This window comes from Rhizobium sp. AB2/73 (assembly GCF_020871915.1).
Taxonomy (GTDB): domain Bacteria; phylum Pseudomonadota; class Alphaproteobacteria; order Rhizobiales; family Rhizobiaceae; genus Rhizobium; species Rhizobium dioscoreae.
The window spans coordinates 1,094,176-1,119,988 of sequence record NZ_CP067072.1 but is presented as its reverse complement, the minus strand read 5'-3'; the positions used below and the strand labels follow the sequence as shown (position 1 = coordinate 1,119,988).

Below are 25,813 nucleotides of genomic sequence, written 5' to 3'. Positions count from 1 at the left end.
CGGCGTTACTCCGTGCGGATACGTGGGTCGACGAGGCCATAGGCGATGTCGACGAGGAGATTGACGCCGACGATGAAGAGCGCCAGCACGGTGATGACGCCCTGCAAGACCGGGTAGTCGCGGGCGCCGACGGCGTCGAATGCCAGCGTGCCGAGGCCGGGCCAGTTGAAGACGCGCTCGATGACGACGATGCCGCCGAGCAGCCCGCCGAACTGGATGCCGAAATAGGTGATGAGCGGTATCGCGCAATTGCGCAACGCGTGCTTGTAGAGCACCTTGCTTTCGGTAAGGCCCTTGGCGCGCGCGACCATGATATATTGCGATTGCAGCGTTTCCAGCATGGCGGTGCGCACCAGGCGCACATTGGTCGCCGTCAGGATCACGCCCATCGTCACGGCCGGCATGACGTAGCTCGAAATGCCGACCATGCCGCTTGGCGGCAGCCAGCCGAGCGTGATGGAAAACAATAGCACCATCATCAGCGCCAGCCAGAAGTTCGGGAAGGAGAGGCCGAGGAGCGAGAGAACGCGGATCACCTGGTCCGCCGTCTTGCCGCGTGCGGTCGCCGCCTTGATGCCGAGTGGGATGGAGAGCGCGATCGATACCACCATCGAGATGAAGGCGAGCAGCAGCGTGGCGGGCAGGGCATTGGCGATCAGTTGCGAGACCGGCGTACCGCCGGTGAAGCTGCGGCCGAAATCGAGCGTCAGCAACCCCTTTAGGAAGGTGAAATACTGCACGAGGAAAGGTTGATCCGTGCCAAGGGCTGTGCGGATACGGGCCAGGTCGTCTTCGGTCATGCTGCCGCCGCCCTGAAACATCATCACGGCAGGGTCGCCGGTGAGGCGGATGGCGAATGAGACGAGAAGGGTGATGGCGATTACGACGAAAATCGCCTGCAGCAATCGCTTGATGAGAAAACCGGCCACGTTCTTACCCCGAGAGCTTTCGGATGACGCCGCCGGCCGGGCCGACGGCGTCATGCTTGATGATTAGTCGACGGTGACTTCGTTCAGCTTGATGCGGGTATCCGGAGCGGGCACGAAGCCCTTGACGCGCTTGCTGACGCCGTAGATCGCATTGCTGTTGTAGAGCGGCAGTTCGAGCGCCTTGTTGGCGACATACTTGCCGATGTCCTTCAGCACCTTTTCGCGCTCGGCGCGATCGGTGAGCGGGCGCTGCGATTCCAAGAGCTTGTCCAGAGCGGCATCTTTTTCGTAAGGGTTCCACTTTTCGCCGGAGTGATACATGGAATAGGCAGTGTTGTCGTAGTCGAAGGTCCAGCCGCCCCACTTCTGCTGGAACATCGCGCCGGTCTTGCCCTGCGGGATGATATCGTTCAGCAGAACGTTGGTTTCATACGGCTTGATGGTGGCGGTGAGGCCGACCATCTGCAGATAGCTTGCCACGACCTGCGCCACCTCGTTCATGGTCGCGTCGTTGCCGCGAATGTCGATCTGCAATGCCGCGCCCGGCTTCACACCGGCTTCGGCGAGCAGCTTCTTGGCGCCTGCCGGATCATAGGGAAACGGCTTCAGATCGGCATCGTAGCCGAAGGACAGCGAATTCTGGAAGCTGACGATCTCGGTGCCCTGGCCCGCAAGGATCGACTTGACGATCGTGTCGCGGTCGACAGCCATGATGATGGCCTTGCGCACGCGAGGATCGGCGGTAATGCCGTCGCGGGTGTTGAAGCGCAGTGCATCGACCGTCGGGCCGGGAACGCTGGCGATTTCGAGCTTGGAATCGCCCTGGATGACCGGCAGCATGCCGATCGGGATGGTCGGCGGGATGACGATATCGACGCGGCCGGCCTGAAGCTCGGCAACGGCGGTCGCCGGCTCGCTGATGAAGCGGTATTCCAGTTCGGAGAGCTTTGGTGCGCCGCCCCAATAATCAGGATTGGCTTCGAGCTTGATGTTCACCTTCGGCGTATAGGAGACGAATTTGAAGGCGCCGGTGCCGACCGGATTGAGGTTGAAGTAATCCTCGCCCTTTTCCTTGATATATTTCGGAGGAACGATCATTGCGCCATAGCCGGCAAGCTTCGTCAAAAGCACGGGATCGGGCGTTTTCAGCTTCATATCGACCGTGTAGTCGTCGATGATATCAACGCTTTCGATAGCCGTGTAGTTCGAGCGCTGCGGTCCCTTGGCGCCCTGTTCGCCGAGCAGGCGGTCGAAGGTGAACTTCACCGCTTCGGCATTGAAGGGCTCGCCGTCATGGAATTTCACGTTGTGACGCAGCTTGAAACGGATACGCTTGCCCTGATCCAGCTCTTCCCAGGATTCGGCAAGGCCCGGGACCAGCTTTAGATCAGGCCCGCGATAGGTGAGGCCGTCGAAAATGTTGGTCGAAACGGCGGCCCATGCCACAAGGAACGTGTCGATCGGATCCCAGCTGCCCGGATCCTGCGACGACGAAACCGTCAGCTTGCCGGCCGCGAAGGCAGGAGTGGCGCTGATGGCGACGCTCGATATCATGAGTGCGGTCAGAGCGGTCTTCAATCCCCATTTCATTGTTTTCATTGAACCTGTTTCCTCTTCAGATCGATGCGGTGGTTGGTGGTCGTTCAGGCGCTCTTGGCGATGAAGTGGCCTGAGGTGATTTCCTCGTGAGCCAGGATCGGCGGCTCGTCGCCGACGCGGCGGACGGGATTGGGGATCTCGCCCTCCAGCAAGGTGGTTCTGCGCTCCTGCGTCGGATCGGCGATCGGAACGGCCGAGAGAAGGCGCTGCGTATAGGCATGCATCGGTGTTTCGAAGACCTGGCGGCGGCTGCCGATTTCCATGATCTGGCCCAGATAGAGGACGGCGACGCGATGGCTGATTTTCTCCACGACGGCCATGTCATGGCTGATGAACAGATAGGCGAGCCCGCGTTCCGCCTGGAGATCCATCAAGAGATTGATGATCTGGGCCTGAATCGACACGTCGAGCGCGGAAAGCGCCTCGTCGGCAATGATGAGCTTCGGATCGGAGGCAAGTGCGCGGGCGATGCAGACACGCTGACGCTGGCCGCCGGAAAACTCGTGCGGATAGCGATCAGCATAAGCCGGCGTCAGGCCGACGCGCTCCAGAAGCTCGTCCACACGGCGACGCACCTCTTTCGATCCGGAGATGATGCCATGGGTGTTGATCGGTTCCGCTATCGAGAAGCCGACCGTCTTGCGCGGATCGAGCGAGGCGAAGGGATCCTGGAAAATATACTGCACGTCGCGCCGCAGGCGGAATCGCTCCAGCGCCGACATGGCGGCAAAACTTTTGCCGTTGAAGGTGATTTCGCCCGAACGCGCTTTCTGCAGTTGCTGGATGGTGCGGCCGATCGTCGACTTGCCGGAGCCGGACTCGCCGACGAGGGCCAGGGTTTCACCGGGATGGATATCGAAAGCGACCTTCTGGACGGCACTGCAGCGATGCGTAACTTTGCCGAATATATTCTTCTTGATATCGAAGCGCACGAAGAGATCGCGCACGGACAGGAGCGGCTGCTGGTCGTAGCGGGCAGTATTCTGGACCCGTTCCTCACCGACGATCTTCGGCTCGCCGCCGTCGAGGACGGTCAGCGGCATGCGCTTCGGAAAATCCTGACCGGTCATGCTGCCAAGCTTCGGCACCGCGGCGAGAAGCGCCTTCGTATAAGGGTGCTTGGGATTGGCGAATATCTCGCGAACCGGGCCTTCCTCGACCTTCTTGCCCTTCCACATAACTACGACATCGTCGGCCATTTCGGCCACCACCCCCATGTCATGGGTGATGAAGATCATGCCCATGCCGAGATCCTTTTGCAGGTCCCGCATGATGTTGAGGATCTGCGCCTGGATCGTCACGTCGAGGGCAGTCGTCGGCTCGTCGGCGATCAGCAGCTTCGGGCGGCAGGCAAGCGCCATGGCGATCATCACGCGCTGGCGCATGCCGCCGGAAAGCTGATGCGGATAGCGGTTCAACAGTGCCTGCGCATCCGGCAGACGCACCATCTCCAGCAGGCGCTGCGCTTCCCCCATGGCAGCGGATTTGCCGATCTTCTCGTGAAGGAGAAGGACCTCGCAGATCTGGTCGCCGATGGTGAAGACAGGGTTGAGCGAGGTCATCGGCTCCTGGAAGATCATGGCGATCTCCTTGCCGCGAACTGCGCGCATCTCCTTCTGCGAGAGTTTGAGCAGGTTCTTGCCGTTGAAGAGGATGCTGCCAGTCTCGAAGCGCGCGCCCATCATATCGGCAAGCCGCATGACCGAAAGCGAGGTCACGGATTTGCCGGAGCCGGATTCGCCGACAACTGCGAGCGTTCGCCCCGGCTCCACCGAGAAAGAAAGTCCTTCGACGACGCGATTTTCGCCGAACCGCACAGTCAGATCCGCTACAGACAGAAGCGGTTTGTTGTCGCCTGTAGCAGCCGTCATGCGCTTACCTCGATATTGGGCAGGTCGTTCATGGCATCGGAGACGATTGCCGTGTCACACTTTGCGTCGATGATGCAGGTGCGCTCACCGGGATCGCCGCCACGGCCGGATAGTAGCATGCTCATGCGGACACCCGTTGCGGCCTGGCAAAGGCTGGCGATGTTTTTCTACAAAACAGGCGTCTTATGAACATCTGTATCCGCGTTCCCATTATATTTGTTGGGCTTGAGATAGCATCAAACAACAATCTGGTCTATATTGTTCAACAATTTTCGTGTTGCCAATCAAAAATGGGGACAAACCTGCATAAAATCGTCCAGCGGACTTGCCGTTGGGGTGGTGCGACTGCTGCAGACAAGCATGAGAACGCTGTACGCTTCTCAGCAAACGCCTGATATGGCCGGACATCGAAGACGATTGAATGCAGGCGCCGGGAGAGCAAATGAAGCAGACAAATCTTGCGAGCATCGAACCGACATCGGTCACTGAGGCGGGGCAGACGCTGGCGGAACTGACGGCTGCCCGCATCCGCGAGCGCGTGATCAGCGGTATGCTATCGCCGGGTAGCCACCTGTCCGAAGCAGCTCTTTGCGAGGAGCTACAGGTCTCGCGCAACACGCTGCGCGAAGTCTTCCGGCTGCTGACGAAGGAGGGCCTGCTGCGTCACGAAGCCAATCGCGGCGTCTTCGTGTCCACGCCGAGCATCTCCACGATCATGGATATCTTCCATATTCGCCGGCTGATCGAGTGTTCGGCGCTTGCCAGCGCGCATCATCGCCATCCGAGCGTCGACAAGATGCGTGCCGCCATCGAGGCTGCCGTGCTGCATCGTGACCGAGGCGAATGGCTGGAGGTCGGCAGCGCCGATATCGCCTTTCATGCCGCGATCGTCGAGCTTGCTGATAGTCCTCGGCTTTCGGCCTTCTATGCGCAGATCTCGCTTGAACTGCGCCTCGTCTTCGGGCTGATCCGCGATCCCGAATATCTGCACGCTCCCTATGTCGGCCAGAACGCGACCATTCTTGCGCATCTGGAGGAGGGGGCGCCAGCGAGTGCTGCCGACGCGCTGGAGAAATATCTGTTCCAAGCCGAACGCTTCATTCTGGGAGCCTATTCGAGAGCAATGCCGGGCTGATCCGGTTACCGTCATTGATATGATGAATGGTGTGGACAATCTCTGACCAAGCTCCATGTAACCATTTGCCTCCCGATCCGCTTTGATCGAAGGATATGCAACACCCCGGACGTAGGCGTGAGGTCCGTCGGACAGCAGAATTCGCTTTTGCTGCAATCGATCAGGGCGTCCCGCCGATCAACCGGCAACTCGTTTCGACAACCGTTAAGATGGATGGGCTATGGACGCGCAATCCCCGACGGCCTCCAGCGGGGCCACGGCGATCCAGCAGGTATGGGTTTCGCCGCTGTATCGCGGCGCGACGCTTGCGCTGTTTCTCTCCGGGCTTGCAACATCCGCCTCGCTGCCGCAGATCGTTCTTTTCCTCGTCAAGGAACTTGGGGCGTCCTTGCCAGTGGCGGGGCTCTATTATCTGACCGGTCTCACCGCACCGATTGCCGGCTATCTTGTTGGCAGCTATTCCGACGGAACTGGAAGGCGTCTCGGTCTTTTTCGGCTTTGTGCCGTTGCCGGCGCTGTTGGTTGGGCGGGGATCGCCCTTTCGACGCAACCATGGATGCCGTTCGTGATCGGCACCGTCATTCTGGGTTTTTCCGGATCTGCCACTTCGCAGCTCTTCACCGCCATCCATGATGATCTCAAAGTCAAGGGTGCCGGTGCGAATGACAGCGTCGTGGCCATCATCCGCATGGCTTTGACCGCGGGCTGGGTCATCGGGCCGTTTCTTGGCGCCTGGTTTGCTGTCGAAATCGGGCTTCGCGCCATGTTGTGGGGAACGGCGATCTGTTTCTTCGCGCAGATCCTGCCGCTCGGAACACTACATGCGCTTGTTGGTCCGGGGCAGCGAGCCGACAAGAAGACCGATGCCGTTGGTCACGTCGACTGGTCCGAGATGCTGCCGCTGCTGGCCTTTACAGGTCTCTACGTCCTCGTCTATGCCGGCGAGCCGATCAAATACGGATTCCTGCTGCTCTATATGCAGGACCAGCTCAAGCTTGATCCCTCCATTCAGGGCTCGGTGATAGGAACGCAGCCATTCATCGAACTCATCCTCATGCCCTTCAGTGTCGTGCTGGCGCGACGGATCGGCATCTTATGGATGATGTGTGTCGCCGCGATCTGCGGCGTCATGGCCAACCTCTGTTTTGCGGCTTGGCCGACGGCCATGGGCATGTTTGCCGGCCAGATGCTGATGGGCGCAGTCTGGGGCCTCTACATGGTCCTCGGACTGATCGTTGCTCAAAGATTGCTCCCGAATGCAGTCGCGACGGCTTCGGCGATCTTCATGAGCTCCTCGGCGCTCGCCAGCGCCCTTGGCGGCGGTGTAGGAGGTGTCGGCGTTGCCTATCTCGGGCTTCCGAACGTTTTCTACCTCCCGGCGGCATTCTCCCTGGTAGCGGCGATCGGCCTAGCGGCCATGGCTCGTTCGGGCGCCATCGAATAGGGATTTCATGCCATAGGAAAGGCATTATTTCATTCCGAGAAGCTCCAGCCAGCGTCAAATCTGCCGCAAGCTCTTCGCCATGTTTTCGGGTGCTCTGACTCCCGGATCCGCCTACTTGCATCCTCGCCCTCGGTTTCGCCATCGCCGCCACATCGCCGTAGCCAACAGAACGTTCGCCTTGCTGAAAATATATTGACTGAAGATGGTCGATTGACTAAGTGATAAAGTCATCCGATGACTTGATGAAATCCAGTCATGCGCGCTCTGACCAAAACGACGCTTGCGGATACGGCCGTGGAGGCAATTCGCAGCGAGATTACCAGCCGCCGCTGGCTCGTCGGCGAAAAGCTGCCCAACGAGGCCTCCCTCTCGTCCATGCTGTCTGTGAGCCGCGGCACGGTTCGTGAGGCGGTGAGGGTCCTGGTGTCCCAGGGGTATCTCGAGACGCGGCAAGGATCCGGGACCTATGTCCGGTCGAACGCAGATGTTGCTCGGCCACTGGACATGGCACGCCGCGCCGGATTGAGAGACCAGTTCGAGGCCCGGCTTGCACTGGAGGTCGAGGCCGCACGGCTTGCCGCCTTACGTCATTCCCCTGAAGCCGTTTCGCAATTGCGCGCCTTGCTGGTTGCTCGCGGCAACTATGCCGGCGGCGACAAGGCGGCGTTCATCGAGCGTGACCTTGCCTTCCACAAGGCTGTCGTCGCGGCCTCGCAGAACAGGGCGATGATCGAAATCTACGAGTTCTTCTCTCTGTCGATTGCCGAGACCATCGAGGCGACGCTCGGCGAGGATATCCCCGAGCCTGATATGCAGGCGCATATCGCTATCGTCGACGCCATCGAAACCGGCAGCCCCGAAGCGGCCGATAGAGCTGTGCGCCGCTTCATGGCTCCCATCGTCGCTACTCTTGATCGGCTGCTTATGTCATGACCATGCCCTCGCAAAATCCCGTCTCGATCGAATTGATCGACGCAGAGACCGATGAAATTCCCGCACCGCTGCCGCATGGAGGCAAGTCGCCGATCGGCAGGTTTTTGCTGGGTGCGAGCCTTGTGCTTATCGCTTTTAACCTGAGGCCGGTCTTTTCGAGCGCGTCGACGCTTTTGCCTGAGATACGGACCGGGCTTGCTCTCTCCACTTTCGGCACCAGCATTCTCACGACCTTGCCCGTTATCTGCATGGGACTGTTCTCCCCGCTTGCGCCAAGGCTGGCGCAGCGCGTGGGGACCGAGCGCGTCCTGCTCGGTGTCATTCTCCTGCTCGCGCTGGGCACGGCGCTGCGGGGCTTTTCTTCGATTTCGCTGCTGTTCTTGGGCACCGCATTGGCCGGCGCCTGCATTGCTATCGGCAATGTGCTGCTGCCCGGCGTGGTCAAGCGCGATTTTCCCGATAGGGCGGCGCTCATGACGGGTTGCTATACGATGGCGCTATGCGCGGGAGCTGCGAGTGCGGCGGGGCTCACACTTCCCATCGAACATGCTCTCGGCGGTTCGCTCGGCGGCGCGCTGGCCGTCTGGGCCTTGCCTGCCTTTGCCGTCGGACTTCTCTGGCTGCCGCAGGTAATCGGTGCGCGCAGCCAGGCGCGGCGCGCCGGCTTTCGTGTTACCGGTTTGTGGAGCGACCGCATCGCGTGGCAGGTAACGCTTTTCATGGGACTGCAATCGGCGCTTGCCTATTGCGTCTTTGGTTGGCTGGTACCCATTCTGCGTGAACGTGGTCTCGACGGCGTGACGGCTGGCGTCATCGTATCTGCCTCGGTCATGGTACAGGCGGCCGCCTGCTTGGTGGCGCCTCATATCGCCGTCAGGGGTAGGGATCAGCGCGCGATCAATGTCATCCTCTGCACAATTGCCGTCGTTGCCTTGCTGGGGCTGCTCTTTGCTCCGCTCTGGACAGTCTGGTTCTGGGCCGTGCTTCAGGGCATCGGCCAGGGCGGGTTGATCGCGGTGGCGCTGACCGTCATCGTATTGCGTTCGCCCGATGCACATGTTGCCGCGCATCTCTCCGGCATGGCGCAGTTCGTGGGTTACCTGCTTGCTGCGATCGGTCCGCTCGTGGTCGGCATGATCCATGGTTGGACTGGAAGCTTCGCATGGAGCTCCGTCCTATTCCTGCTGCTTGGCCTCGGTGCCGCGATCAACGGTTGGTTCGCCGGCCGCGCCATCACGGTCAATGCCAGGACGATCGAAACGCCCTAACGGCTGCGAGCGGATCGCACATCCAGGCTGGCGAGCGAAATCATGAGGTGCCGGCCCACTGCCAAGGGGCGGTCCTGAATTCATGCCCCCCGCCCGCGCTCGATTTCGTTCATGCAAAAAGCAAACCGCCCGTTCAAGAAACGGGCGGCATGGCTATGGTGCGTGACGAACGATCCGGATTAGCCGGCATTCCGCTGGCGCCGTGGTGGTTCGACCGCCGGAGGAATGTCGGCCAGGTTTTTCGCATGGCCCAGGAGAGCCTGCTTTGCCAACGTCGATCGTGTGGCCGCATAGGACGCCGAGACCATCGGATAATCCGCGGGCAAGCCCCATTTCCTTCGATATTCTTCGGGCGTCAGACCGTATTTGCTGTTCAGGTGCCGCTTGAGCGACTTGTATTTTCCGCCGTCTTCGAGGCAGATCAGATAGTCGTCTGTTATGGATTTCTTGATCGGCACGGCCGGCTTCAACAGCTTTTCCACCGCCGTCGTTGATGGGGCGGCCTGCTGAGAGCCTGTCAGCGCAGAATAAGTCTCCGTGATGAGCCTGGGTAGATCTTCCGGCGTGGTCGCATTGCGAAGTACGTAGGCAGAGACAATCTTGCTCGTGAGCTCAAGATACCTTTCATGGCTGGCAGCATTTTCCTTTCTCATTTTCGGCCTCACGCAATGTTTTTTATTTATGTATCCAATGTTGTTTTTTCTTTCAATAAAAATTGACGTGACTTTAGATATTCTTCTTCCTTGGTTTGTTTTCATAGTAAATATCAGGCGACAGAAGTTTAGAACTGTCATATTCTCATTTTACCACAATATTCAAACTGCGCGCCTTCAGGAGATGCGAGGCGCCGGCGTTCAAATATCTGTTTGCCAAGAACGGTGCGGGACCTGCCGGCTTCGCCTTGCCTTGGTTGGATGTCAGTCACACCGTGGATGTGACTGTTGCCGGTGGAATGGCAGGACATGATGTTCGGTCAGCGGCGCCATGGTGATGTCTCCCGGATCTTGAGGTGATACCCAGCGGATCTCTTCGATCTCTGCCGCTGCCGTGATTGCCGTATCGCCCAAATGCAGGCGGAATATATCTGCAACGACGGTATGGTCCGGTTCGTTGGCAGCTGGCGCCTGGAAACCGCCAAGGAAAGTCAGATCCTTAGCCTCTGCCGTCAGCCCGAGCTCTTCGAAGAGTTCCCTGATCAGCGCCGTTTCCGGCGTCTCCTGCGGTTCCACCTTGCCGCCAGGTTGCATGAAGGAGGCGGTACCGCGCTTGCGCACGAGCAATGTCTTCCCGTCCGCGCGCAACACCAGAGCCGCCGCGATGCGTATCGTTTTCATCATGTCTTGATCTGATCGGATTCGCGGACGAGTTTCAACACTGATAATGTCTGCGCATAATTCGATGGCGTTCGATACGCGGGCATCTTCGCTGTTACGGTTTCATCAGGTGCTGGCGGAAAAATGCGACGACCGCGGCGTTGAACTGCCTATGAAACGCGAGGCGATCGAACCCCGGCGCGTCGATGCAGTCATCGGACGATGGGTGTATTTCCGGGCAAGGCGTCAGAAACGACAAATGCACGGCATTGGGGACGATCCGAAAATCAGGTTTTTCCGGCAATAGACGCGCAAGCGTCGCGATATTTTCGGGAGATGCTCCACCACCTCCTCCAAGTTCCGAGCCCCAAAGCTGAAGCGGAACTTTGACATCTTTCACGCTGTCCATGGTCTGGAAGACGATGCTCAACGGGTCAGCTACAACGACTGCCTTGATGCGAGGATCGTGGGTCAATGATTGCGATGGCGGTAGTCGCCGGGGAGACTGGGTCTGGCCCGCTGGGTGGGGTGGCATGCAATCCAGCTGCGGATCCGCGGTATCCGGCGGACAGCAGGTTATCCTGCCTTTCAGCTCCAGTGGCAGCCCGACGATCGATATCCCAGCCTCCGTTCACTATCAACCGGGCGGAAAGGCGGAGGCCGTCATCACCGGCGATCCCGCGCTTCTCGATCATGTGCGGATCGAGGGCGGAAGGCTGAGCATGGATTGCAATCCGGGTTGGTCCAACGCCAAATTCGACGTCAGCCTGTCAGGACCGTCGTCACTGATTGGAGGGTGCGGGGCAGCGGCGATCTCGCTCTGTCGCAGCTCGATCAGGCATATCTGCGCCTGAGGATCTCCGGAAGCGGCAGCGTCACGGCCACGGGAAGCGCACGCTCGGTCGATCTGGATGTATCGGGTTCGGGCACTGCGCGCCTCAAGGGCCTGGCCGCTCAATCCGTGAAGATCAGAATTCACGGCAGCGGCGATGCGGAAGTCGCCGCTGCGGCGGATGCAGACATCTCGATCAGCGGAAGCGGCAATATCGAACTCTACGGACATCCGGTGCTGCGACGTTCCGAAATCAGAGGCAGCGGCCGCCTCGTGCAGGTGCCATAGTCCGTTGCGAGAAAGCGCGCCGCGCGGCGACAATCCTTGCCGTCGGCTTTGACCGATGTCATGCGATCGCCTTGCTTTGAATGATTCTCATGTTAATCAGTGAGGGCCGTAATCGAAGCGAACATGCAAAAGATGCAAAACAGAACAGACAGTGGCGTGAGGCCGCGCCTCGAACCTGAAACCGCAGCAAAACAAGCTAAGCGGCCGCTGCGCGATCGCCGCCGCTCGCTGGCGATCGGACTTCTGCGCGCCCGGGAAGCGGTCATGAGCCATTTCCGGCCGATCCTGGCGGCGCATGATGTAACCGAGCAGCAGTGGCGTGTCATTCGCGTCCTCTATGAAGCCGGCCAGCTCGACGCGACCGAATTGGCCGACAAGGCATCCATTCTAGCGCCGAGCCTGACGCGCATGATCCGCTCGCTTGAGGAGCGCGGCTTCATCACCAAGCACAAGGATGATGCCGACGGACGCAGAGTATTGCTGCAGATCACCCCGGCAGGGCAGGCGATCGTCGAGGACGTCATGCCGGAAAGCCAGAAAGTCTATGCCGACATCGATGCCCGTTTCGGCGAGGAGCGGGTGGAGAAGCTCCTCGATATGCTGGAGGAGCTTGCCTCGCTGAAATTGGAGAACGGCCCGGCCGGCGGGGAATGAGACCCCTTCTATTTCGTTAATGTGCATGGGCGCTGATCCGCAAAGGCGAGACGGTTGCGGTTGCAAGCGGCGTCAATGTGCTCATTTACAGGGCCTGGGCTTTCGCGTTGAGCGGCTTTCTTGCCGGTCTTGCGGGTGGATTGCTCGCAGGCAATGTCGGTCAGCTCGACGGGCGTGCCTTCGGCGCCTTCGAGAGCCTCAATCTCTTCGCACTTGCCATCGTCGGTGGCGTCTTCAACTGGTACGGCGCCGTCATCGCCGGTTTGTTGCTGCGTGCCGTGCCGGCCCTGCTCACGGACCTCGGCATTGATGGCTATGTCACGATTGGGATCTTCGGCGCAGGCATGCTTCACTCCTTCATGCGAAAAACAGGCTGACCGATCCGTAGGGACCGAAATCTGCGTTAATCGTATCGCCATGCCGCGCCTCGATCGGGCGGATGAATGAGCCGGCAAGCACGATCTGGTCGGCTTCGATGCCATCGCCATATTGCGATAGCCGATTTGCAAGCCAGGCGATGCCACGTGCGGGCTGGTTGAGCACGCCGGCGCCAAGCCCGGTTTCTTCCACTTCGGCATTGCGGCTGACGATCGCGCCCATCCAGCGCATATCGATCTCACCCGGCCGCACGGCTCGGCCGCCGGTGACGATGCCGGCATTGGCGGCATTGTCGGATATGGTATCGACGATGGTGCGCGCCCTTTTCGTATCGGGATCGACGCGAAGTATGCGCGTGTCGAGGATTTCAAGAGCCGGCGTCACATAGTCGGTGGCGTTCAGCACATCGAAGATCGAGACGTTCGGGCCCTTGAGCGGCGCCTTCATGACGAAGGCGATCTCGGCCTCGATGCGCGGCTGGATGAAACGGTCGGCCGGCACGGTCGCGCCATCTTCGAACACCATGTCGTCGAAGAGCACGCCGGAATCCGGGATGTTGATGTTCAAGGCATATTGCATTGCCTTCGACGTCAGCCCGATCTTCCAACCGATCGGCTTGCGGCCACTCGCAATCTTTTTCTGCACCCAGGCGGCTTGGACGGCATAGGAATCGTCCATCGTCATCTGGGGATGCTTGAGCGAGAGGAGCCCTGTCTGGACACGCGTCCGCTCCGCCTGATCGAGGCTCTCGGCCGCAGCCTGGATTTCATCTTGCGACAGCATCAGCGCACCTCGTCGGCAATGGTATTTTTCAGGATGCCAAGGCCATCGGCTTCGACCTCGACGACATCGCCAGGCTTCAGCCAGATCGGCGGATCGAAGCGGGCGCCGGCGCCCGTCGGCGTGCCCGTGACGATGACGTCGCCGGGAACGAGCGTAGTGAAGGTGGAGATGTAGTTGATGATCTTGCGGAAGGAGAAGATCATTCGGCTGGTGCGGTCGCTCTGGCGCACCTCGCCATTGACGCGGGTCGTGAGCGCTATGTCTTCAATCTGGGCCGCGTCCGTGAAGGGGATCAGCCACGGGCCGATCGAGCCGGTATTGTCGAAGTTCTTGCCCTGGGTGACGTTGAACTTCGCATGCCGCACCCAGTCGCGGATCGTGCCCTCATTGCAGAGCGAAAGAGCTGCAATATGCGAGAAGGCATCGGCCTCGGCAATGCGGCGACCGCCTTTGCCGATGACGATGACGACCTCGCCTTCATAATCGAGCTGCGGACTTTCCGGCGGGCGGATCAGGGGTTGATCATGCCCGGTGAAAGACCGCGGAAAACGGATGAAAAGAGAGGGATTGGGAGGAGCGGCCTGCCCATCCTTGTACTCCTCGTTGCGATCGGGGAAATTGACCCCGACGCAAATGATCTTTTCCGGTGACGGAATGGGAATTTCGAAGCGGATGTCGTCGAGCGCGAAATCCGGCTTCAACGTCTTGGCTTCCTCGGCGAGTTGAACGAGGCGACCGGCTTCGATCACTTCGCGCAGCGTCGGCCATGTCGCGCCATGGCGGGCCGAGAGGTCGACGACACCGCCGTCGACCGCGAGCCCGTAGCCATGACAGCCGCTTCTCGAAAAAGACAGGAATCGGGGATGGGTCATGCTTTCATGGCCTTCTCTTGACCTCAGACGACGCCGCCGAGGCAGACATATTTGATTTCGGTGAATTCCTCGATGCCGTAGCGCGAGCCCTCACGGCCGAGGCCGGAAAGCTTGACGCCGCCGAACGGCGCTTCCGCCGTCGAGATCAAGCCGGTATTGACACCGACCATGCCATACTCGAGCGCTTCGGCGACGCGGAAGACGCGGGCGAGATCCTTGGCATAGAAATAGGAGGCAAGGCCGAACTCGGTGTCGTTCGCCTGGGTAATCACATCGGCCTCGTCCTTGAAGCGGAAGAGGGGAGCCACCGGCCCGAAGGTCTCTTCCCTGGCTACAGCCATGGCAGGAGTCACGTCGGCAAGCACCGTCGCCTCATAAAAGCGTCCGCCGAGCTGGTGGCGATGGCCGCCCGTGACGACGCGGCCGCCCTTGGAAAGCGCATCGGCGACATGCTCTTCGACCTTGGCAAGGGCCGCCTCGTCGATCAGCGGGCCGAGATTGATGCCTTCATCGAAGCCGTTACCAGTCTTCAGCGAGCCGGCCGCCTTCGAGAGTTTTTCGGCAAAGGTATCATAAACGCCGTCCTGCACGTAGAGACGGTTGGCGCAGACGCAAGTCTGGCCATTGTTGCGGAATTTGGCGATCATCGCGCCTTCGACGGCGGCATCCAGATCGGCATCGTCGAACACGATAAAGGGCGCATTGCCGCCAAGCTCCAGGCCCAGTTTCTTGATGGTCGGCGCGCTCTGCCTGTAGAGCTCGGCGCCGACTTCGGTCGAGCCGGTGAAGGTGAGCTTACGCACGACGGGACTCGCAGTCATCTCGCCGCCGATGGCGCGGGCCGAGCCTGTGAGAACACTGAATAGGCCCTTGGGCAGGCCGGCGCGCTCGGCAAGAATGGCGATTGCAATTGCCGAGAACGGCGTCTGCGAGGCAGGCTTCAGCACCATGGCGCAGCCGGCGGCAAAGGCCGGGCCGGCCTTGCGGGTGATCATCGCATTCGGGAAGTTCCACGGCGTGATCGCCGCGACCACGCCGATCGGCTGCTTCATGACCAGAATGCGCTTGTCCTTCTGGTGGCCGGGAATGATGTCGCCATAGACGCGGCGGGCTTCCTCGGCAAACCATTCGATAAAGCTGGCGCCATAGGCGATTTCGCCTTTGGCTTCAGGCAGGGGCTTGCCCTGTTCGGCCGTCAGAATGCGTCCAAGGTCATCCTGGTTTTCCATCATCAGCTCGAACCAGCGCCTGAGGATGCCCGAGCGTTCCTTGGCGGTGCGGGCGGCCCATTCCTTCTGCGCGGCTTCGGCTGCGGCAATCGCCTTTTTGGTCTCGGCAGCGCCCAGATTGGGAACGAGGCCGATGATCTCGCCCGTTGCCGGGTTGTCGACCTTGATCGCGTTGGATGGATGGGCTTCGATCCACTCACCGCCGACCAATGCGGCCTGCCGGAACAATGTTGCGTCTTTCAAATTCATGACTGACTCCTCGCGCTTTCGAACGTTGATGAGGAGCGGGTGTTTTTCACCCGCTCTCAAGGATAACGCTTAAGGCGCGATAATCGGCTGTGCCTTCAGGTCAGGCTCGGCCACTTCCGCACCGGCAAACAGGCTACCATGTTCGAACCAGGATTTGGGAGCGGGTGCGCCCCACAATGTCTGGCGCTGCGGATCCTTGAGATCCCACTTGATTGGCTCCAGATCGGGATCGACCGTCTGATAATCCGAGCAATAGATCTCGATGCGGTGGCCGTCGGGATCGAGAATATAGAGGAAGAAGGCGTTGGAGATGCCGTGGCGGCCCGGACCACGTTCGATATTGGTAACCCAGCCCGTCGTCGCCATCAGGTCGAGCAGGTCGATGATGTTGAGCGGCGTCGGCACCCAGAAAGCCGTGTGGTGCAGGCGCGGGCCACGGCCGTTGGTGAAGGCGATGTCGTGAACGCCGCCCTTGCGATGCGTCCAGGCGGCCCAAAGGCGGCCTGTTTCCGCATCCTCGGTATATTCGGTCACGCGGAAGCCGAGCTCGTTATAAAAGGCGACGCTTTCGTCGACATTGGTCGAAAAACAGTTGAAGTGGTCGATACGCAGCGGCTTCACGCCTTTGTAGAGGGCGTATTTTTGATGGATCGGCGGCAGGCGGTCCATTTTCCCATAAAATTCAAGGGGAATGCCGTGCGGGTCACGGGTGCGGAAGGTGCGCGCCTGATACGGGCGCTCGATCCATTCGACCGGCAGATCCTTGCCCTTGAAGAAGTGCGCAGCCTTGTCGAGATCCTCGTCGCTGAAGACCTTGAAGCCGAGATCGCGGGCTTCGGCCTTGTCGGATTTCTTCAGCACAATGCAGTGGTGGCCGCGTTCCTCCATTGCCCTGAGATAGATCGTATCGGCTGTTTCATCCGTCACCTGCAGGCCGAGCGTATCGACATAGAAGGCGCGGGACTTGGCGAGATCGGTAACGCCCAATTCGACATGGCTGAGACGCACGATGTTGAAGGACGGATAGAGATTGGGTTTCGGCAGGGGCATTTGTTCCTCCTCTTGGAGCAATTTCCAGGAAAAGTGCGAAGCGGTTTTCCGTCCGGAATTGCGTTAAACGAAAAGTTCGAGCGGTTCTGCGCTTCCTCGAAAAGCTGAACCGCTCTGGCGCGTATTGCGGTTCAGCCGCCGAGCTTCTGGATGGCGTGCGGCTTGGTGGCAAAGGCGATATTCTTGGTTTCCATGTAGAAATCGAAGGACCAGTCGCCGCCGTCGCGGCCAATGCCGGAACTCTTGACCCCACCGAAGGGTGTCGGCAGGTGACGCACATTTTCCGAGTTCACCCAGATCATGCCGGCTTCGAGGTGATCGGTGAAGCGGAAGGCGCGGGTGACGTCCGAGGTCCAGAGATAGCCGGTCAGGCCGTACTGGACGTCATTAGCCAGCGCCAGCGCATCGGCTTCGTCCTTAAAGGGGATGGCGGTCAGAACCGGCCCGAAGATTTCTTCCTGAGCGATGCGCATCTGATTGTTGGCGCCAGTGAAGAGCGTGGGCGAGACATAGCAACCGCCGCCAGGGCCGTTGACTTTCTCGCCGCCAGCGGCGAGCGTCGCGCCTTCCGAACGGCCGATCTGAATATATTCCAGCACCTTCTTTTCATGCACGGGATGGACGAGCGGGCCGACGACGGTTTCCGGATCAAGGGGATGTCCGACCTTGATGCGCTTGGCTTTCTCGGCAACGATCGCGGTGAACTTGCCGTAGACGCTTTCCTCCACCAGCAGGCGCGAGGACGACGTGCAGCGCTCGCCATTCAAAGAATAGATCATGAAGACGGCAGCGTCGGCCGCGCGCTCCAGATCGGCATCGGCAAAGACGATGACCGGGTTCTTGCCGCCGAGCTCGAAATGCACGCGCTTCAGCGTATCGGCGCCCTGCTTCATGATCATCGAGCCAGTGCGGCTTTCGCCGACGAAACCGATCGCCTTGATCAGCGGGTGTTCGGTCAATGCGCGACCGGCATCTTCGCCGAGACCGTTGACAAGGTTCCATACACCCTTCGGCAGGCCGGCCTCCTCGGCGATCTCCACTAGAAGGCGCGCAGTGAGTGGCGAGAATTCTGCCGGCTTGTGGACGATCGTGCATCCTGCGGCAAGCGCCGGCGCGATCTTCCAGGTCGACAGCATGAAGGGCGTGTTCCAGGGCGTGATGATGCCGACTGGGCCGATCGGCACGCGCGTCGTCAGGTTCACCTGACCTTCGGCACGCAACGTCTTGCCGTCGCGGGCTTCTGGGGCGCGATCGGCGAAGAAGCGGAAGTTTTCCGCACCGCGCAGAGCGGCCTTTGCCATGAATTTCAGGGATTGTCCGGTATCCATGCACTCAACGAAGGCGATTTCTTCAGCGCGCGCGACGATCGCGTCGGCGATCTTATGCAGAAGCTTCTTGCGGGCTTCACCAGGCATCGCGGCCCACTCTGCGAAGGCAGCCTTTGCGGCCTTTGCCGCACGATCGATGTCGGCTGCCTTGCCGCGGGCAATGGCGGCAAGCGGTTTCAGGTCGACAGGCGAGATGGTCTCGAAAGTGGAACCGTCATCGGCCGAGACATCCTCACCATTGATGCGGTTGAGAACGCCGCGATCCTTGAAACGGGCGAGAAAGCCTTCCGCCTTTGCGATGTTTTCCTGCAGTTTGGACATCGTCTATTCCTTTGGTGTTATGTCGTCCGACGAAGGGAATGTCACTTGCCGCGCAGCCGCGGGTGGATGGCGTTCTTCTTCCAGCTGAGCTCCGCATCGATCTCGCGAATCTCAAGCGAAAGGGCGAAATGCGGCGTCTCGAAGAGCGGGCCGAGAACGTCGATCGCCGCGGCGAAGATTGCCTCGCCGGTGCGTTTCTTTTCTTCCTCCGTGCGGCCTTTGCCAATGCGGAAGTTCAAGTCGATGAAGGCGTTTTCGGGCAGCCTGTCGGCGATGGCGTAGTGCTCGGCGCGAAAGGCGCGCACCCGCACGGCTCCAACCTCGAAAAGGCCGCTCTCCAGGACCGTCTTCAGCAGCCGCTCGCAGAGCACACCGATATCGGCGCGCCCCTCCAGATTGGCCGAATATTCGATGGCGAGATGTGGCATTGAGTCCTCCCGAGACCGCAATTACTTAACACGTTAATAAATATCTCGCAGATGTCAAGCGGCAAAGTCGAGCTCTCTTGCCATCTTCAGGCTTTCATTGACGTAACGCGACAGACACTCGACACTGCCCGGAATTTCCGGACGTCCCGCGAGCCGGTCGCCGTGCTCTGTCCGATGCGAAAGAAGGTGTCCGCCTGCATCTCTGCCGAATGCGACAGCGGCACGCCACTTTGGCCAAGCGGCACGCCGTCGATCCAGCTCACCACGTCGGCATGCTGTTTGGCAAAATGCCTGTTGGCTGGCAGTCGGACGAGGCTTTGCTTTCTGCTTGCCGGAACGGGACTCGGCACATCGAGGCCGTCGAATTTGAGCGGGCTGCACACGGAAGTGGATGTGCTTGCCTTCACCGGTTCCGGCCCTGTCGGACGGCGGCTCTTGGAATATTCCGCGCGTTGCAACCTCAAGCGCGTCTATCTGGAGCTTGGCGGCAAGTCGCCGAACATCGTCTTTGCCGATGCGCCCGATATCGATCAGGCGGCCAAGGTTTCCGCCTATGGCATCTTCTGCAATTCCGACCAGGTCTGTGTCGCCGGCTCCCGGCTGCTCGTGGAGAAGTCGATTCATGAAGCCTTCTCCGAGAAGGTGGCTCGCACCGCCGAAAGCATGAAAGTCGGCGATCCGCTGCAGCTGACGAGATAGACAGCTGTTCATGTGGGACTCAGCCGCCGAAGCTCCCCGTCTGAGTCGGCACATGCACATAGTTGCGGTCGAAATAGAGCAGCGCATGCCCATCCTTGCGGCTGCGGATATCCATCACTTCACCGATAAAGATATGGTGCGTGCCGACGAGGCGCGCTTCCGTCAGCCGGCAATCGAAGGAGACGATGGCATCGGAAAGCGCCTGGCTGCCGGAGCGGAAGTTGATCCATTCCGCGGCGGCATAGCGCTCCTCCATGTCGGCGCGTTGGCCGGCGAAATAGCCGGCCAGTTCCTTATGCTCCTGCGTCAGGACATTGACGCAGAAGCGGCGATTATCGAGGAAGAGGCTGGTTTGCGCCGAGCGGCTGTTCATGCAGACCAGCAGCGTCGGCGGTTCGTCGGTGACGCTGCACATGGCGGTTGCCGTAAAGCCGCCGCGGCCGGCGGGGCCATTGGTGGTGATGACATTCACCGGTGCGCAAACCCTGGCCATGGCGTTGCGAAATTCTGTTTTCGAGAGTTGCTCCTCCATGGCGACATCCTCACTCGGCGGCGTTGCGGATGGGGGAGGTGTCACCCAAAGGCGGCAGCCACGTATCTCCGGTCCAGCCATTCTCGTCGTAATCGCTCATGCACTGATCGACGAGCGCTTCCATCTCCTTCAGCCGCCCGCCGCGTTCGGCACCCTTCAGCACCTGCAGGCGGACTTCCTCCGGGGCGCCGGCATAGTTGAGCTCGTAAAGGGCATGGCGTCCGCCGAACTCGGTGCCGGTGGCGTCCCACAGCAGCTTCATGATCTTGATGCGTTCGATATGGCCCATGTCGTTGGAACCGCGTACATATTGCGCGAGGTAGCGGTCGATTTCCGGATTACCGAAATCCTTGGCCGAAGAGGGCAGATAGATCAGGCCCGAAGCGATGACCTTGCGCACCGTTTCGATGACACGCGGATAGGCCTCCGACATGAAGGTGCGGTAGGACAGGGCTGCTTCCATGTTCGGTAGCACCGCGCCATTCGCCCAAGGCTGCGGATTGTAGGCCATGGCGTTGGAGAAGGACCAGAACATGTGGCGAAGCGCAATGACCTCGCCAAGTGCCGCCTGATTGCCGCGGAAGGCATCGCCGCCGGTCGCGCGCAACGCCTTGGCCAGCAATCCGGCGATGAAATCGAGCTTCACGGCGAAACGCGTGCAGCCCTGAAAGCAATAGCCATGCATGAAGCCCGAGGCCGGGTGGAAGGAGAGGATCTTTGCCGCGTCGCGCAGCACAAGCACGTCCTCCCACGGCACGAAGACATTATCGAGCACCAGGATCGCGTCGTTCTCGTCGAAGCGCGACGACAGCGGATAGTCGAAGGGATGTCCGACGGTATTGGCGGTCTGCTCGTAGGAGACGCGGCAGAACATCTTGATCCCGGGCGCATTCATCGGAACGATAAACATGACTGAAAGCGATGGGTCTTCCGTGACCGTCGCCGAACTCTGGGCGAGGAAATTATAGTGGGTCAGCGCCGAAGACGTCGCCACCACCTTGGCACCGGAGACATAGATGCCGGCATCGGTCTCCTTGGTGATGTGGACGAAAACGTCCTTGACGGCATCGGCGGGCTTGTGGCGGTCGATCGGCGGATTGACGATCGCATGATTCATGAAGAGCACGGATTCCTGCGCGCGCTTGTGCCAGGAAAGCGCATTGTCCTTGAACGGGCCGTACCAGTCGGCATTGGCGCCGAGTGTATTCATAAGGGCCGCCTTGTAATCGGCGGTGCGGCCCATCCAGCCATAGGACATGCGCGCCCAATCGGCGATGGCGCCCTGCTGGGCGACAAGTTCGGTGGAAGACTTCGCCACCCGGAAGTATTTGTGGGTATAGCCGCCAGATCCCGTATCGGTCGGCGAGGTCAGGCGTTCCTTGGTCTTCTCGTCATGCAACGCGTCGTACATGCGGGCGAGCGAGCGGACGGAGTTGCGCATGGAGGGATGCGCAGTCACATCGGCGATGCGCTCGCCATTGATATAGACTTCGCGGCCATCACGCAGGCTTTCCAGGTATTCGGCGCCGGTAAACGGACGGGTCTTGTCGCTGCGGTGATCTTCAGCTCGCATCTCGTATTCCTCCCTTGAGATCGTGATGAATGCTACGTCCGGACCCTCGCCGCGACCATGGACAAAGGCGGCAATTCGCTGGTACTTTTTTCGGCATGTCGCAGAAGAACGAAATCCCTGATTTCTTTGTCTATGGCGTGCCGAGCCGGGCGCTGGACGTCGGATTCCTGCATGTCGAAACGGTCATGGACCGTAAAACGCTCCATTTCGGGCATGTCGCGTCTCATAAACATCCGTTGATGGGGCAGATCACCTATTGGTACAAGGGCGGTGGTCGCTACCGGATCGAGGATCGGACTTGGAATTTTTCCGCTCCGACGATCAGCTTCGTGCCGAGCAACATCATTCATGGATTCGATGTCGATGATCAGTCCGATGCCATCGTCGTCTCGATATCGGACGATACTTTAAAGGCTTTGGTGCCCCAGGTGGACCTAAGCCTCGATATGCCGACCTTTCTGACGGCGCGACCGGATGATCCTTCCTGGCAAAAGATCGACACGCTGCTGCAAATGGTTAGCGCCGAATATCGCGAGCGCGGCGGCCAGAGCGAAAAGGTCATGCTGGGGCTGATCGGCGTCGTGCTGTCGCTGATGAACCGGCTCGGCGGCAGCGCGGCGCTACCTTCAGCTTCACCGACCGTGACGCTTGCCTTGGCGTTGCGCAGCGCCATAGACCGCCATTACAAGAGCGATTGGCCGGTCGGCAACTATGTCAACCTGCTCGCCACGACGCCGCATCTGCTCGATAAGGCGGCGCGCGAGGTGTTCGGACACAGCGTCAAGGAGATGCTTTTGGACCGGCGGCTGCTGGAAGCCAAGCGTCTGCTGATGTTCACCATTCGCTCCGTCGAGGATATTGGTCGTGAAGTAGGCTTTGAAGATCCCGCCTATTTCTCACGCTTTTTCCGCAAGCGGGTGGGGGAGGCACCGGCGGCCTGGCGGCGCCGGAATTTGGAGCGAGCGCCGTCGGGGAATGATGCGGCTTGACAAGGGCCGTTGCGACGTGTTCGGCCTATCTTGATCGATCAGCTTCTCCGGTAGCGGGCGCGAAAATCGCGTGGCGTGCAGTTTTCGCGCTCATGGAATAGCCGGGAGAAGTAGAACGGATCATCGAATCCGACTTTTGAGGCGATGATCTCGATCTTGTCGTCCGTCATCGTCAGCAACTCCTTTGCACGGTCCATGCGCACGCGAAGCTGAAACCCCTTCGGCGGCAGCCCGACTTCCGCCGTGATTTTTCGGCGCAGCGTGGCGGGCGACATGCCGTATTCAGCTGCGAAAGCCGCCATGTCGAGGGTTTTTGTTGCTCTTTGGCGAAGCGCCTCGATGATCTCGCTGATATCCGAGCCTTGCCGAGGAGAGGGAGCGATCTGGCTCGCCTGCCGTGCAGCCAGAATGACGATCTGATGAAGAGCGGATGAAGCAGCGGCTCTCGATAGGTTGGTGTCTTCGATAAGGTCGTCGTGGATGGAGCCGAAGAGACGCTGCACATTATCGAGATTACGAAGGGCGGTGAGCGGATTCTGCTCGCTGATGAGGCGCAGTCGCAGGAAGTCGCGCACGAGAGAGCCTTCGAAAAGCGCCCATCGCTCACTCCAGCCTTGCGCGTCGGGGCCATAAGAGTGCTGGCGGTTCGGAAAGAGCCAGAAGAGCGCCGGGCCTTTCACGCTTCTGCGGCCGCCGGCATCCGTTTCGAGAAAGCCCTGGCCGCTTTCGACGAGCACCACAGCATAGCTCGGCAGCTTCCGTGCTTTAACGGCATGCATGGCGTGCTGCCTGCCGCTGCCGGTGACGGCCAGTCCTCCGGCGGCGGCAAGTGGCGAGCGGTAGATGGCATGTGTTGTCGATGTCATCTTGAGCGAAAAGTCCAGTATCACTTTCGTCCATGTAGTGAAACATCGCTGGCTGCTAGATTCAATGGGCAATCAAATCAAACCATAGGCGAGTGAAATGTCGATTCCCATGCAGAACTTCCTTTCCGACAAGGGTGCACTTAACCTTGTTGCCAACGGAAAGGTTCTCTCCACTGCGCCCCATCGGCTCGGTTATCTCACCCCGACCGATCCAGGCATCGGTGTTGAGGCAATCCGCACGCTCTACGAGGAGAACGGCTATGTATGGCTCAAGGGATTTCTGCCGCGCAAGGACGTGATCGATTTTCGCGGCTGGGTCTTCGGTCACATGGCGAGGACAGGGCTGATCGAGGAGGGAACGGATCCGAGGGATGGAATATTGTCCGCTTCGGCGCCGGAAGGCAGGGAGGTCGATCGTTGTCTGATGTCGCTCGTGCGCTCGGTCGCCTATGAGGGCTTTTGCGCGCAGCCGCGTCTTTCGCGCTTCATGGATGAATTCCTCTCGGGCATCTCCTATCTGCACAAGCGCAAGATCATGCGCCATGTGCGGCCGGGAACGGTTACGGCGACGCCGGCGCATTATGATCTGGTCTATCTTCGGGGCGGCACCAGCCGGATCGTCACGGCATGGATACCGATTGGCGATATCCCGGTTGAAATGGGCGGGCTGACCTATCTGAAGGGATCGCACGCGATCGGCCTAGAGATGGAGCGGGAGTTTGGCGAAAAGAACAGGAACCTCAGCCCCGAAGAGCGTGTCAGCGCGTTCAACCGCAATATGACGGAGGGTGGCTGGGTTTCGAAAGATCTGCCCGACATGGCTGAGCGCTTCGACACGCGCTGGCTGGTCGCTGATTATGAGGCAGGCGACATCATGCTCCATTCACCATTCATGATCCACGCCTCGACCACCAATCAGGATAGGCAGCGCAGACTGCGCCTTTCCACCGATATTCGCTATCAGAACGTCGAGGATGAGATCGATGCGCGATGGAACAACCATTGGACGCTGGGTGACATGCTGTGAATCGAGTTTGATCGTGTAGCAGGCTCATTCGAAGCCTGCCTCAATTGTCACCGTTTAGGACGCGCTCGATTTCCTCGACACGATCGCGACGGCGCTTCAGCCGTTTGCCGATGCGGCCAAACCAGCGTTTGCGCTTGGTCGCCTCGCGGCTTGCCTGGAGCTGTTCGATGAAGACCTCGCCGACAGCACCATTCTCGACCCGATCGAATATCCAGCAGAATGACGCAGGCAGTCTGGCTACACGGAATTGGGGCTTCGCGCTCGCTACGTCCTCGGCGATGATTTCTTCCAGAACCACCTGATCCCACACGTCAGGCTTGGCAAGACATCCTTCCCGCCAGCGCTCGATGAGCTGTGCCGCGCCAGGCGTATCGTTGATGAGAATGGTCGCGCTGATAAGACGTGCATCGAACTCATAGTAGACTGCAATATCGCATTCGAGTTTACGAAGCTCCGGCCAGGGATTGCGGTGGAAGACGGCATCGACGTCGACATAAAGAATAGGTCCGCGCAGCCTCGCCCTTTCCTGCAGAAGGAAGCCGGGTTTCAGCCCGGCATTCAGTACCCAGCTGCCGGCGCTGGGCACTGCCGTTGCATCTACCTTCAGCCCGATCCGCTCCGCCGAATGGGCCATACGCTCCTTTTCCTGTTCGTAAAAACTGCCTTCGGTAAAAAACGCCACAATCGGGCCGTCGGCGCTGGTTGCCGCGGATTTGCGTTCGGCCAGATCCCATTTTGCCGGGAAGGGGACGATCAATGCACGCTGCTGCGGGCTCCAGGGGCGAATTTTATTGAGGATATTCAAGAAGGCACCTTCGGGATTTGTGAGCTTCAATCGACTATCCGCCACCCCGAAGCGTTGCGGACAAGATTGAGAGTTTGGATGAATGGAACATTTAGTCTGGCCAATTTTGGAAACGTCACACCGGCGACTTCCGTACCGGATTGGCAAACCGTTTGATCTTCGCTAATCGATTGTCATGTCCGATAATGTCGTCAAATTTGAACGCCGTCCGAAGCCGAAACCGCCGAGACAAACGCCTCCCTGGCTCAAGCGTTTGCTGGCGATTTTGGCCATCATTGCTTTTTTCGTAGCAGCCTTTGCTTATTTCACGCTGAAGAACGGCGCAGTCGGCCCAACATTCTGACAGCTCGCGCCTTCTACGATCCTGGTCGATTGTCTGATCGGCATCGGGGCAGTGGATGCTGCGATTGCCAGCTTT

Annotated in this window: 25 protein-coding genes and 3 pseudogenes; 11 read left to right on the top strand and 17 right to left on the bottom strand. The window is 59.8% G+C overall.

Translation table 11 applies throughout. From position 1 onward, the window contains the following. Window positions 1-5: 5 nt before the first annotated feature. The 4 genes from I8E17_RS24865 to I8E17_RS35315 form a co-directional block, all read right to left on the bottom strand. The gene (locus I8E17_RS24865) at window positions 6-929 is read right to left on the bottom strand and encodes an ABC transporter permease (protein ID WP_069610022.1); all 924 of its coding nucleotides are present in this window, start codon (window positions 927-929) and stop codon (window positions 6-8) included. A gap of 63 nt (window positions 930-992) precedes the next feature. Beyond that, a complete protein-coding gene (locus I8E17_RS24860; RefSeq protein WP_069610021.1) occupies window positions 993-2,528 on the bottom strand; it encodes an ABC transporter substrate-binding protein in 1,536 nt (511 codons plus the stop codon). Between the two features lie 44 nt (window positions 2,529-2,572). Further along, window positions 2,573-4,399: an ABC transporter ATP-binding protein gene (locus I8E17_RS24855; protein WP_069610020.1), complete on the bottom strand. Its 1,827-nt coding sequence runs from the start codon at window positions 4,397-4,399 to the stop codon at window positions 2,573-2,575. Further along, window positions 4,396-4,524, bottom strand: a complete 129-nt coding sequence (locus I8E17_RS35315; protein WP_257714012.1) for a hypothetical protein — start codon at window positions 4,522-4,524, stop codon at window positions 4,396-4,398. The genes I8E17_RS24855 and I8E17_RS35315 overlap by 4 nt, the downstream gene beginning before the upstream one ends. Window positions 4,525-4,841: 317 nt before the next feature. On the opposite strand from I8E17_RS35315, the gene I8E17_RS24850 reads away from it, so the two are divergent. From I8E17_RS24850 to I8E17_RS24835, 4 genes are all read left to right on the top strand, one after another. After that, entirely contained in the window at window positions 4,842-5,534 is a 693-nt protein-coding gene (locus tag I8E17_RS24850) for a GntR family transcriptional regulator (RefSeq protein ID WP_069610019.1), read from the top strand. Window positions 5,535-5,754: 220 nt separating this feature from the next. After that, on the top strand, window positions 5,755-6,978 hold the full coding sequence (locus I8E17_RS24845) for an MFS transporter (protein ID WP_069610018.1): 1,224 nt from the start codon (window positions 5,755-5,757) through the stop codon (window positions 6,976-6,978). A gap of 255 nt (window positions 6,979-7,233) precedes the next feature. Further along, window positions 7,234-7,911, top strand: a complete 678-nt coding sequence (locus I8E17_RS24840; protein ID WP_069610017.1) for a FadR/GntR family transcriptional regulator — start codon at window positions 7,234-7,236, stop codon at window positions 7,909-7,911. Then, the gene (locus I8E17_RS24835; RefSeq protein ID WP_069610016.1) at window positions 7,908-9,179 is read left to right on the top strand and encodes an MFS transporter; all 1,272 of its coding nucleotides are present in this window, start codon (window positions 7,908-7,910) and stop codon (window positions 9,177-9,179) included. The genes I8E17_RS24840 and I8E17_RS24835 overlap by 4 nt, the downstream gene beginning before the upstream one ends. A 179-nt stretch (window positions 9,180-9,358) precedes the next feature. Here the strand turns inward: I8E17_RS24835 and I8E17_RS24830 are convergent, their stop codons facing one another. The 3 genes from I8E17_RS24830 to I8E17_RS24820 all read right to left on the bottom strand — a co-directional run bounded on the left by I8E17_RS24830 (window position 9,359) and on the right by I8E17_RS24820 (window position 10,922). Further along, on the bottom strand, window positions 9,359-9,937 hold the full coding sequence (locus I8E17_RS24830; RefSeq protein WP_307777819.1) for a MucR family transcriptional regulator: 579 nt from the start codon (window positions 9,935-9,937) through the stop codon (window positions 9,359-9,361). 159 nt (window positions 9,938-10,096) lie between these two features. Then, window positions 10,097-10,516 carry an NUDIX domain-containing protein gene (locus I8E17_RS24825; protein ID WP_069610014.1) on the bottom strand — a complete coding sequence of 140 codons (420 nt, stop codon included), beginning with the start codon at window positions 10,514-10,516 and terminating at the stop codon, window positions 10,097-10,099. Between the two features lie 91 nt (window positions 10,517-10,607). Next, the gene (locus I8E17_RS24820) at window positions 10,608-10,922 is read right to left on the bottom strand and encodes a hypothetical protein (protein WP_229002203.1); all 315 of its coding nucleotides are present in this window, start codon (window positions 10,920-10,922) and stop codon (window positions 10,608-10,610) included. Here I8E17_RS24820 and I8E17_RS24815 point away from each other — a divergent pair. From I8E17_RS24815 to I8E17_RS24805, 3 genes and pseudogenes are all read left to right on the top strand, one after another. Further along, window positions 10,900-11,612, top strand: a pseudogene (locus I8E17_RS24815) (DUF2807 domain-containing protein). The gene I8E17_RS24820 and the pseudogene I8E17_RS24815 sit on opposite strands and share 23 nt — an antisense overlap. Before the next feature lie 132 nt (window positions 11,613-11,744). Beyond that, window positions 11,745-12,266, top strand: coding sequence for a homoprotocatechuate degradation operon regulator HpaR (gene hpaR, locus I8E17_RS24810; RefSeq protein WP_069610427.1), 522 nt, complete (start codon window positions 11,745-11,747; stop codon window positions 12,264-12,266). Window positions 12,267-12,289: 23 nt separating this feature from the next. Beyond that, window positions 12,290-12,628 (top strand): annotated as a pseudogene (locus I8E17_RS24805) (branched-chain amino acid ABC transporter permease); the annotation flags it as partial. Here I8E17_RS24805 and hpaH read toward each other — a convergent pair. The 6 genes from hpaH to I8E17_RS24775 all read right to left on the bottom strand — a co-directional run bounded on the left by hpaH (window position 12,624) and on the right by I8E17_RS24775 (window position 18,904). Continuing rightward, window positions 12,624-13,427 carry a 2-oxo-hept-4-ene-1,7-dioate hydratase gene (hpaH, locus tag I8E17_RS24800; protein ID WP_069610012.1) on the bottom strand — a complete coding sequence of 268 codons (804 nt, stop codon included), beginning with the start codon at window positions 13,425-13,427 and terminating at the stop codon, window positions 12,624-12,626. The pseudogene I8E17_RS24805 and the gene hpaH overlap by 5 nt on opposite strands. Next, entirely contained in the window at window positions 13,427-14,299 is an 873-nt protein-coding gene (locus tag I8E17_RS24795) for a fumarylacetoacetate hydrolase family protein (protein ID WP_069610011.1), read from the bottom strand. The genes hpaH and I8E17_RS24795 overlap by 1 nt, the downstream gene beginning before the upstream one ends. Before the next feature lie 23 nt (window positions 14,300-14,322). Further along, window positions 14,323-15,777 carry an NADP-dependent succinate-semialdehyde dehydrogenase gene (gene gabD / locus I8E17_RS24790; RefSeq protein WP_069610010.1) on the bottom strand — a complete coding sequence of 485 codons (1,455 nt, stop codon included), beginning with the start codon at window positions 15,775-15,777 and terminating at the stop codon, window positions 14,323-14,325. A 69-nt stretch (window positions 15,778-15,846) separates the two neighbouring features. Continuing rightward, window positions 15,847-16,827 (bottom strand): 3,4-dihydroxyphenylacetate 2,3-dioxygenase, encoded by a 981-nt coding sequence (gene hpaD / locus I8E17_RS24785; protein WP_069610009.1) that lies wholly within the window; start codon window positions 16,825-16,827, stop codon window positions 15,847-15,849. 131 nt (window positions 16,828-16,958) lie between these two features. Beyond that, on the bottom strand, window positions 16,959-18,476 hold the full coding sequence (gene hpaE, locus I8E17_RS24780) for a 5-carboxymethyl-2-hydroxymuconate semialdehyde dehydrogenase (protein WP_069610008.1): 1,518 nt from the start codon (window positions 18,474-18,476) through the stop codon (window positions 16,959-16,961). 41 nt (window positions 18,477-18,517) lie between these two features. Then, the gene (locus tag I8E17_RS24775; protein ID WP_069610007.1) at window positions 18,518-18,904 is read right to left on the bottom strand and encodes a 5-carboxymethyl-2-hydroxymuconate Delta-isomerase; all 387 of its coding nucleotides are present in this window, start codon (window positions 18,902-18,904) and stop codon (window positions 18,518-18,520) included. Window positions 18,905-19,276: 372 nt separating this feature from the next. Between I8E17_RS24775 and I8E17_RS24770 the strand changes: the two are divergent. Next, window positions 19,277-19,603: pseudogene (locus I8E17_RS24770) on the top strand (aldehyde dehydrogenase family protein); the annotation flags it as partial. A gap of 19 nt (window positions 19,604-19,622) precedes the next feature. Here the strand turns inward: I8E17_RS24770 and I8E17_RS24765 are convergent. Together I8E17_RS24765 and I8E17_RS24760 are read right to left on the bottom strand one after the other, a co-directional pair. Beyond that, entirely contained in the window at window positions 19,623-20,135 is a 513-nt protein-coding gene (locus I8E17_RS24765; protein WP_015342805.1) for a flavin reductase, read from the bottom strand. Between the two features lie 10 nt (window positions 20,136-20,145). After that, window positions 20,146-21,708: a 4-hydroxyphenylacetate 3-hydroxylase N-terminal domain-containing protein gene (locus tag I8E17_RS24760; RefSeq protein ID WP_069610004.1), complete on the bottom strand. Its 1,563-nt coding sequence runs from the start codon at window positions 21,706-21,708 to the stop codon at window positions 20,146-20,148. Window positions 21,709-21,803: 95 nt separating this feature from the next. Between I8E17_RS24760 and I8E17_RS24755 the strand changes: the two genes are divergently transcribed. Next, window positions 21,804-22,697 carry a helix-turn-helix domain-containing protein gene (locus I8E17_RS24755; RefSeq protein ID WP_069610003.1) on the top strand — a complete coding sequence of 298 codons (894 nt, stop codon included), beginning with the start codon at window positions 21,804-21,806 and terminating at the stop codon, window positions 22,695-22,697. Window positions 22,698-22,735: 38 nt separating this feature from the next. Here I8E17_RS24755 and I8E17_RS24750 read toward each other — a convergent pair whose 3' ends face one another. After that, a complete protein-coding gene (locus I8E17_RS24750) occupies window positions 22,736-23,563 on the bottom strand; it encodes an AraC family transcriptional regulator (protein WP_069610002.1) in 828 nt (275 codons plus the stop codon). A gap of 97 nt (window positions 23,564-23,660) precedes the next feature. Between I8E17_RS24750 and I8E17_RS24745 the strand changes: the two genes are divergently transcribed. Further along, complete coding sequence (locus I8E17_RS24745) at window positions 23,661-24,590, top strand: phytanoyl-CoA dioxygenase family protein (RefSeq protein WP_069610001.1); 930 nt, start codon at window positions 23,661-23,663, stop codon at window positions 24,588-24,590. A gap of 40 nt (window positions 24,591-24,630) precedes the next feature. Here I8E17_RS24745 and I8E17_RS24740 read toward each other — a convergent pair whose 3' ends face one another. Then, window positions 24,631-25,425: a putative nucleotide-diphospho-sugar transferase gene (locus I8E17_RS24740; protein ID WP_069610000.1), complete on the bottom strand. Its 795-nt coding sequence runs from the start codon at window positions 25,423-25,425 to the stop codon at window positions 24,631-24,633. Window positions 25,426-25,570: 145 nt separating this feature from the next. Between I8E17_RS24740 and I8E17_RS24735 the strand changes: the two genes are divergently transcribed. Then, complete coding sequence (locus I8E17_RS24735) at window positions 25,571-25,738, top strand: hypothetical protein (RefSeq protein WP_176727948.1); 168 nt, start codon at window positions 25,571-25,573, stop codon at window positions 25,736-25,738. The last annotated feature ends 75 nt before the right edge of the window (window positions 25,739-25,813 follow it).

Coding starts and splice junctions, on each gene's coding strand:
- gabD (WP_069610010.1), bottom strand. CDS start 15,777: ATGAATTTGAAAGACGCAACATTGTTCCGGCAGGCCGCATTGGTCGGC.
- hpaR (WP_069610427.1), top strand. CDS start 11,745: ATGCAAAACAGAACAGACAGTGGCGTGAGGCCGCGCCTCGAACCTGAA.
- I8E17_RS24845 (WP_069610018.1), top strand. CDS start 5,755: ATGGACGCGCAATCCCCGACGGCCTCCAGCGGGGCCACGGCGATCCAG.
- I8E17_RS24850 (WP_069610019.1), top strand. CDS start 4,842: ATGAAGCAGACAAATCTTGCGAGCATCGAACCGACATCGGTCACTGAG.
- I8E17_RS24835 (WP_069610016.1), top strand. CDS start 7,908: ATGACCATGCCCTCGCAAAATCCCGTCTCGATCGAATTGATCGACGCA.
- I8E17_RS24755 (WP_069610003.1), top strand. CDS start 21,804: ATGTCGCAGAAGAACGAAATCCCTGATTTCTTTGTCTATGGCGTGCCG.
- I8E17_RS24760 (WP_069610004.1), bottom strand. CDS start 21,708: ATGCGAGCTGAAGATCACCGCAGCGACAAGACCCGTCCGTTTACCGGC.
- I8E17_RS24825 (WP_069610014.1), bottom strand. CDS start 10,516: ATGATGAAAACGATACGCATCGCGGCGGCTCTGGTGTTGCGCGCGGAC.
- hpaH (WP_069610012.1), bottom strand. CDS start 13,427: ATGCTGTCGCAAGATGAAATCCAGGCTGCGGCCGAGAGCCTCGATCAG.
- I8E17_RS24855 (WP_069610020.1), bottom strand. CDS start 4,399: ATGACGGCTGCTACAGGCGACAACAAACCGCTTCTGTCTGTAGCGGAT.
- I8E17_RS35315 (WP_257714012.1), bottom strand. CDS start 4,524: ATGAGCATGCTACTATCCGGCCGTGGCGGCGATCCCGGTGAGCGCACC.
- I8E17_RS24860 (WP_069610021.1), bottom strand. CDS start 2,528: ATGAAAACAATGAAATGGGGATTGAAGACCGCTCTGACCGCACTCATG.
- I8E17_RS24830 (WP_307777819.1), bottom strand. CDS start 9,937: ATGAAAACAAACCAAGGAAGAAGAATATCTAAAGTCACGTCAATTTTT.
- I8E17_RS24765 (WP_015342805.1), bottom strand. CDS start 20,135: ATGGAGGAGCAACTCTCGAAAACAGAATTTCGCAACGCCATGGCCAGG.
- I8E17_RS24745 (WP_069610001.1), top strand. CDS start 23,661: ATGTCGATTCCCATGCAGAACTTCCTTTCCGACAAGGGTGCACTTAAC.
- hpaD (WP_069610009.1), bottom strand. CDS start 16,827: ATGCCCCTGCCGAAACCCAATCTCTATCCGTCCTTCAACATCGTGCGT.
- I8E17_RS24735 (WP_176727948.1), top strand. CDS start 25,571: ATGTCCGATAATGTCGTCAAATTTGAACGCCGTCCGAAGCCGAAACCG.
- I8E17_RS24775 (WP_069610007.1), bottom strand. CDS start 18,904: ATGCCACATCTCGCCATCGAATATTCGGCCAATCTGGAGGGGCGCGCC.
- I8E17_RS24840 (WP_069610017.1), top strand. CDS start 7,234: ATGCGCGCTCTGACCAAAACGACGCTTGCGGATACGGCCGTGGAGGCA.
- I8E17_RS24795 (WP_069610011.1), bottom strand. CDS start 14,299: ATGACCCATCCCCGATTCCTGTCTTTTTCGAGAAGCGGCTGTCATGGC.
- hpaE (WP_069610008.1), bottom strand. CDS start 18,476: ATGTCCAAACTGCAGGAAAACATCGCAAAGGCGGAAGGCTTTCTCGCC.
- I8E17_RS24750 (WP_069610002.1), bottom strand. CDS start 23,563: ATGACATCGACAACACATGCCATCTACCGCTCGCCACTTGCCGCCGCC.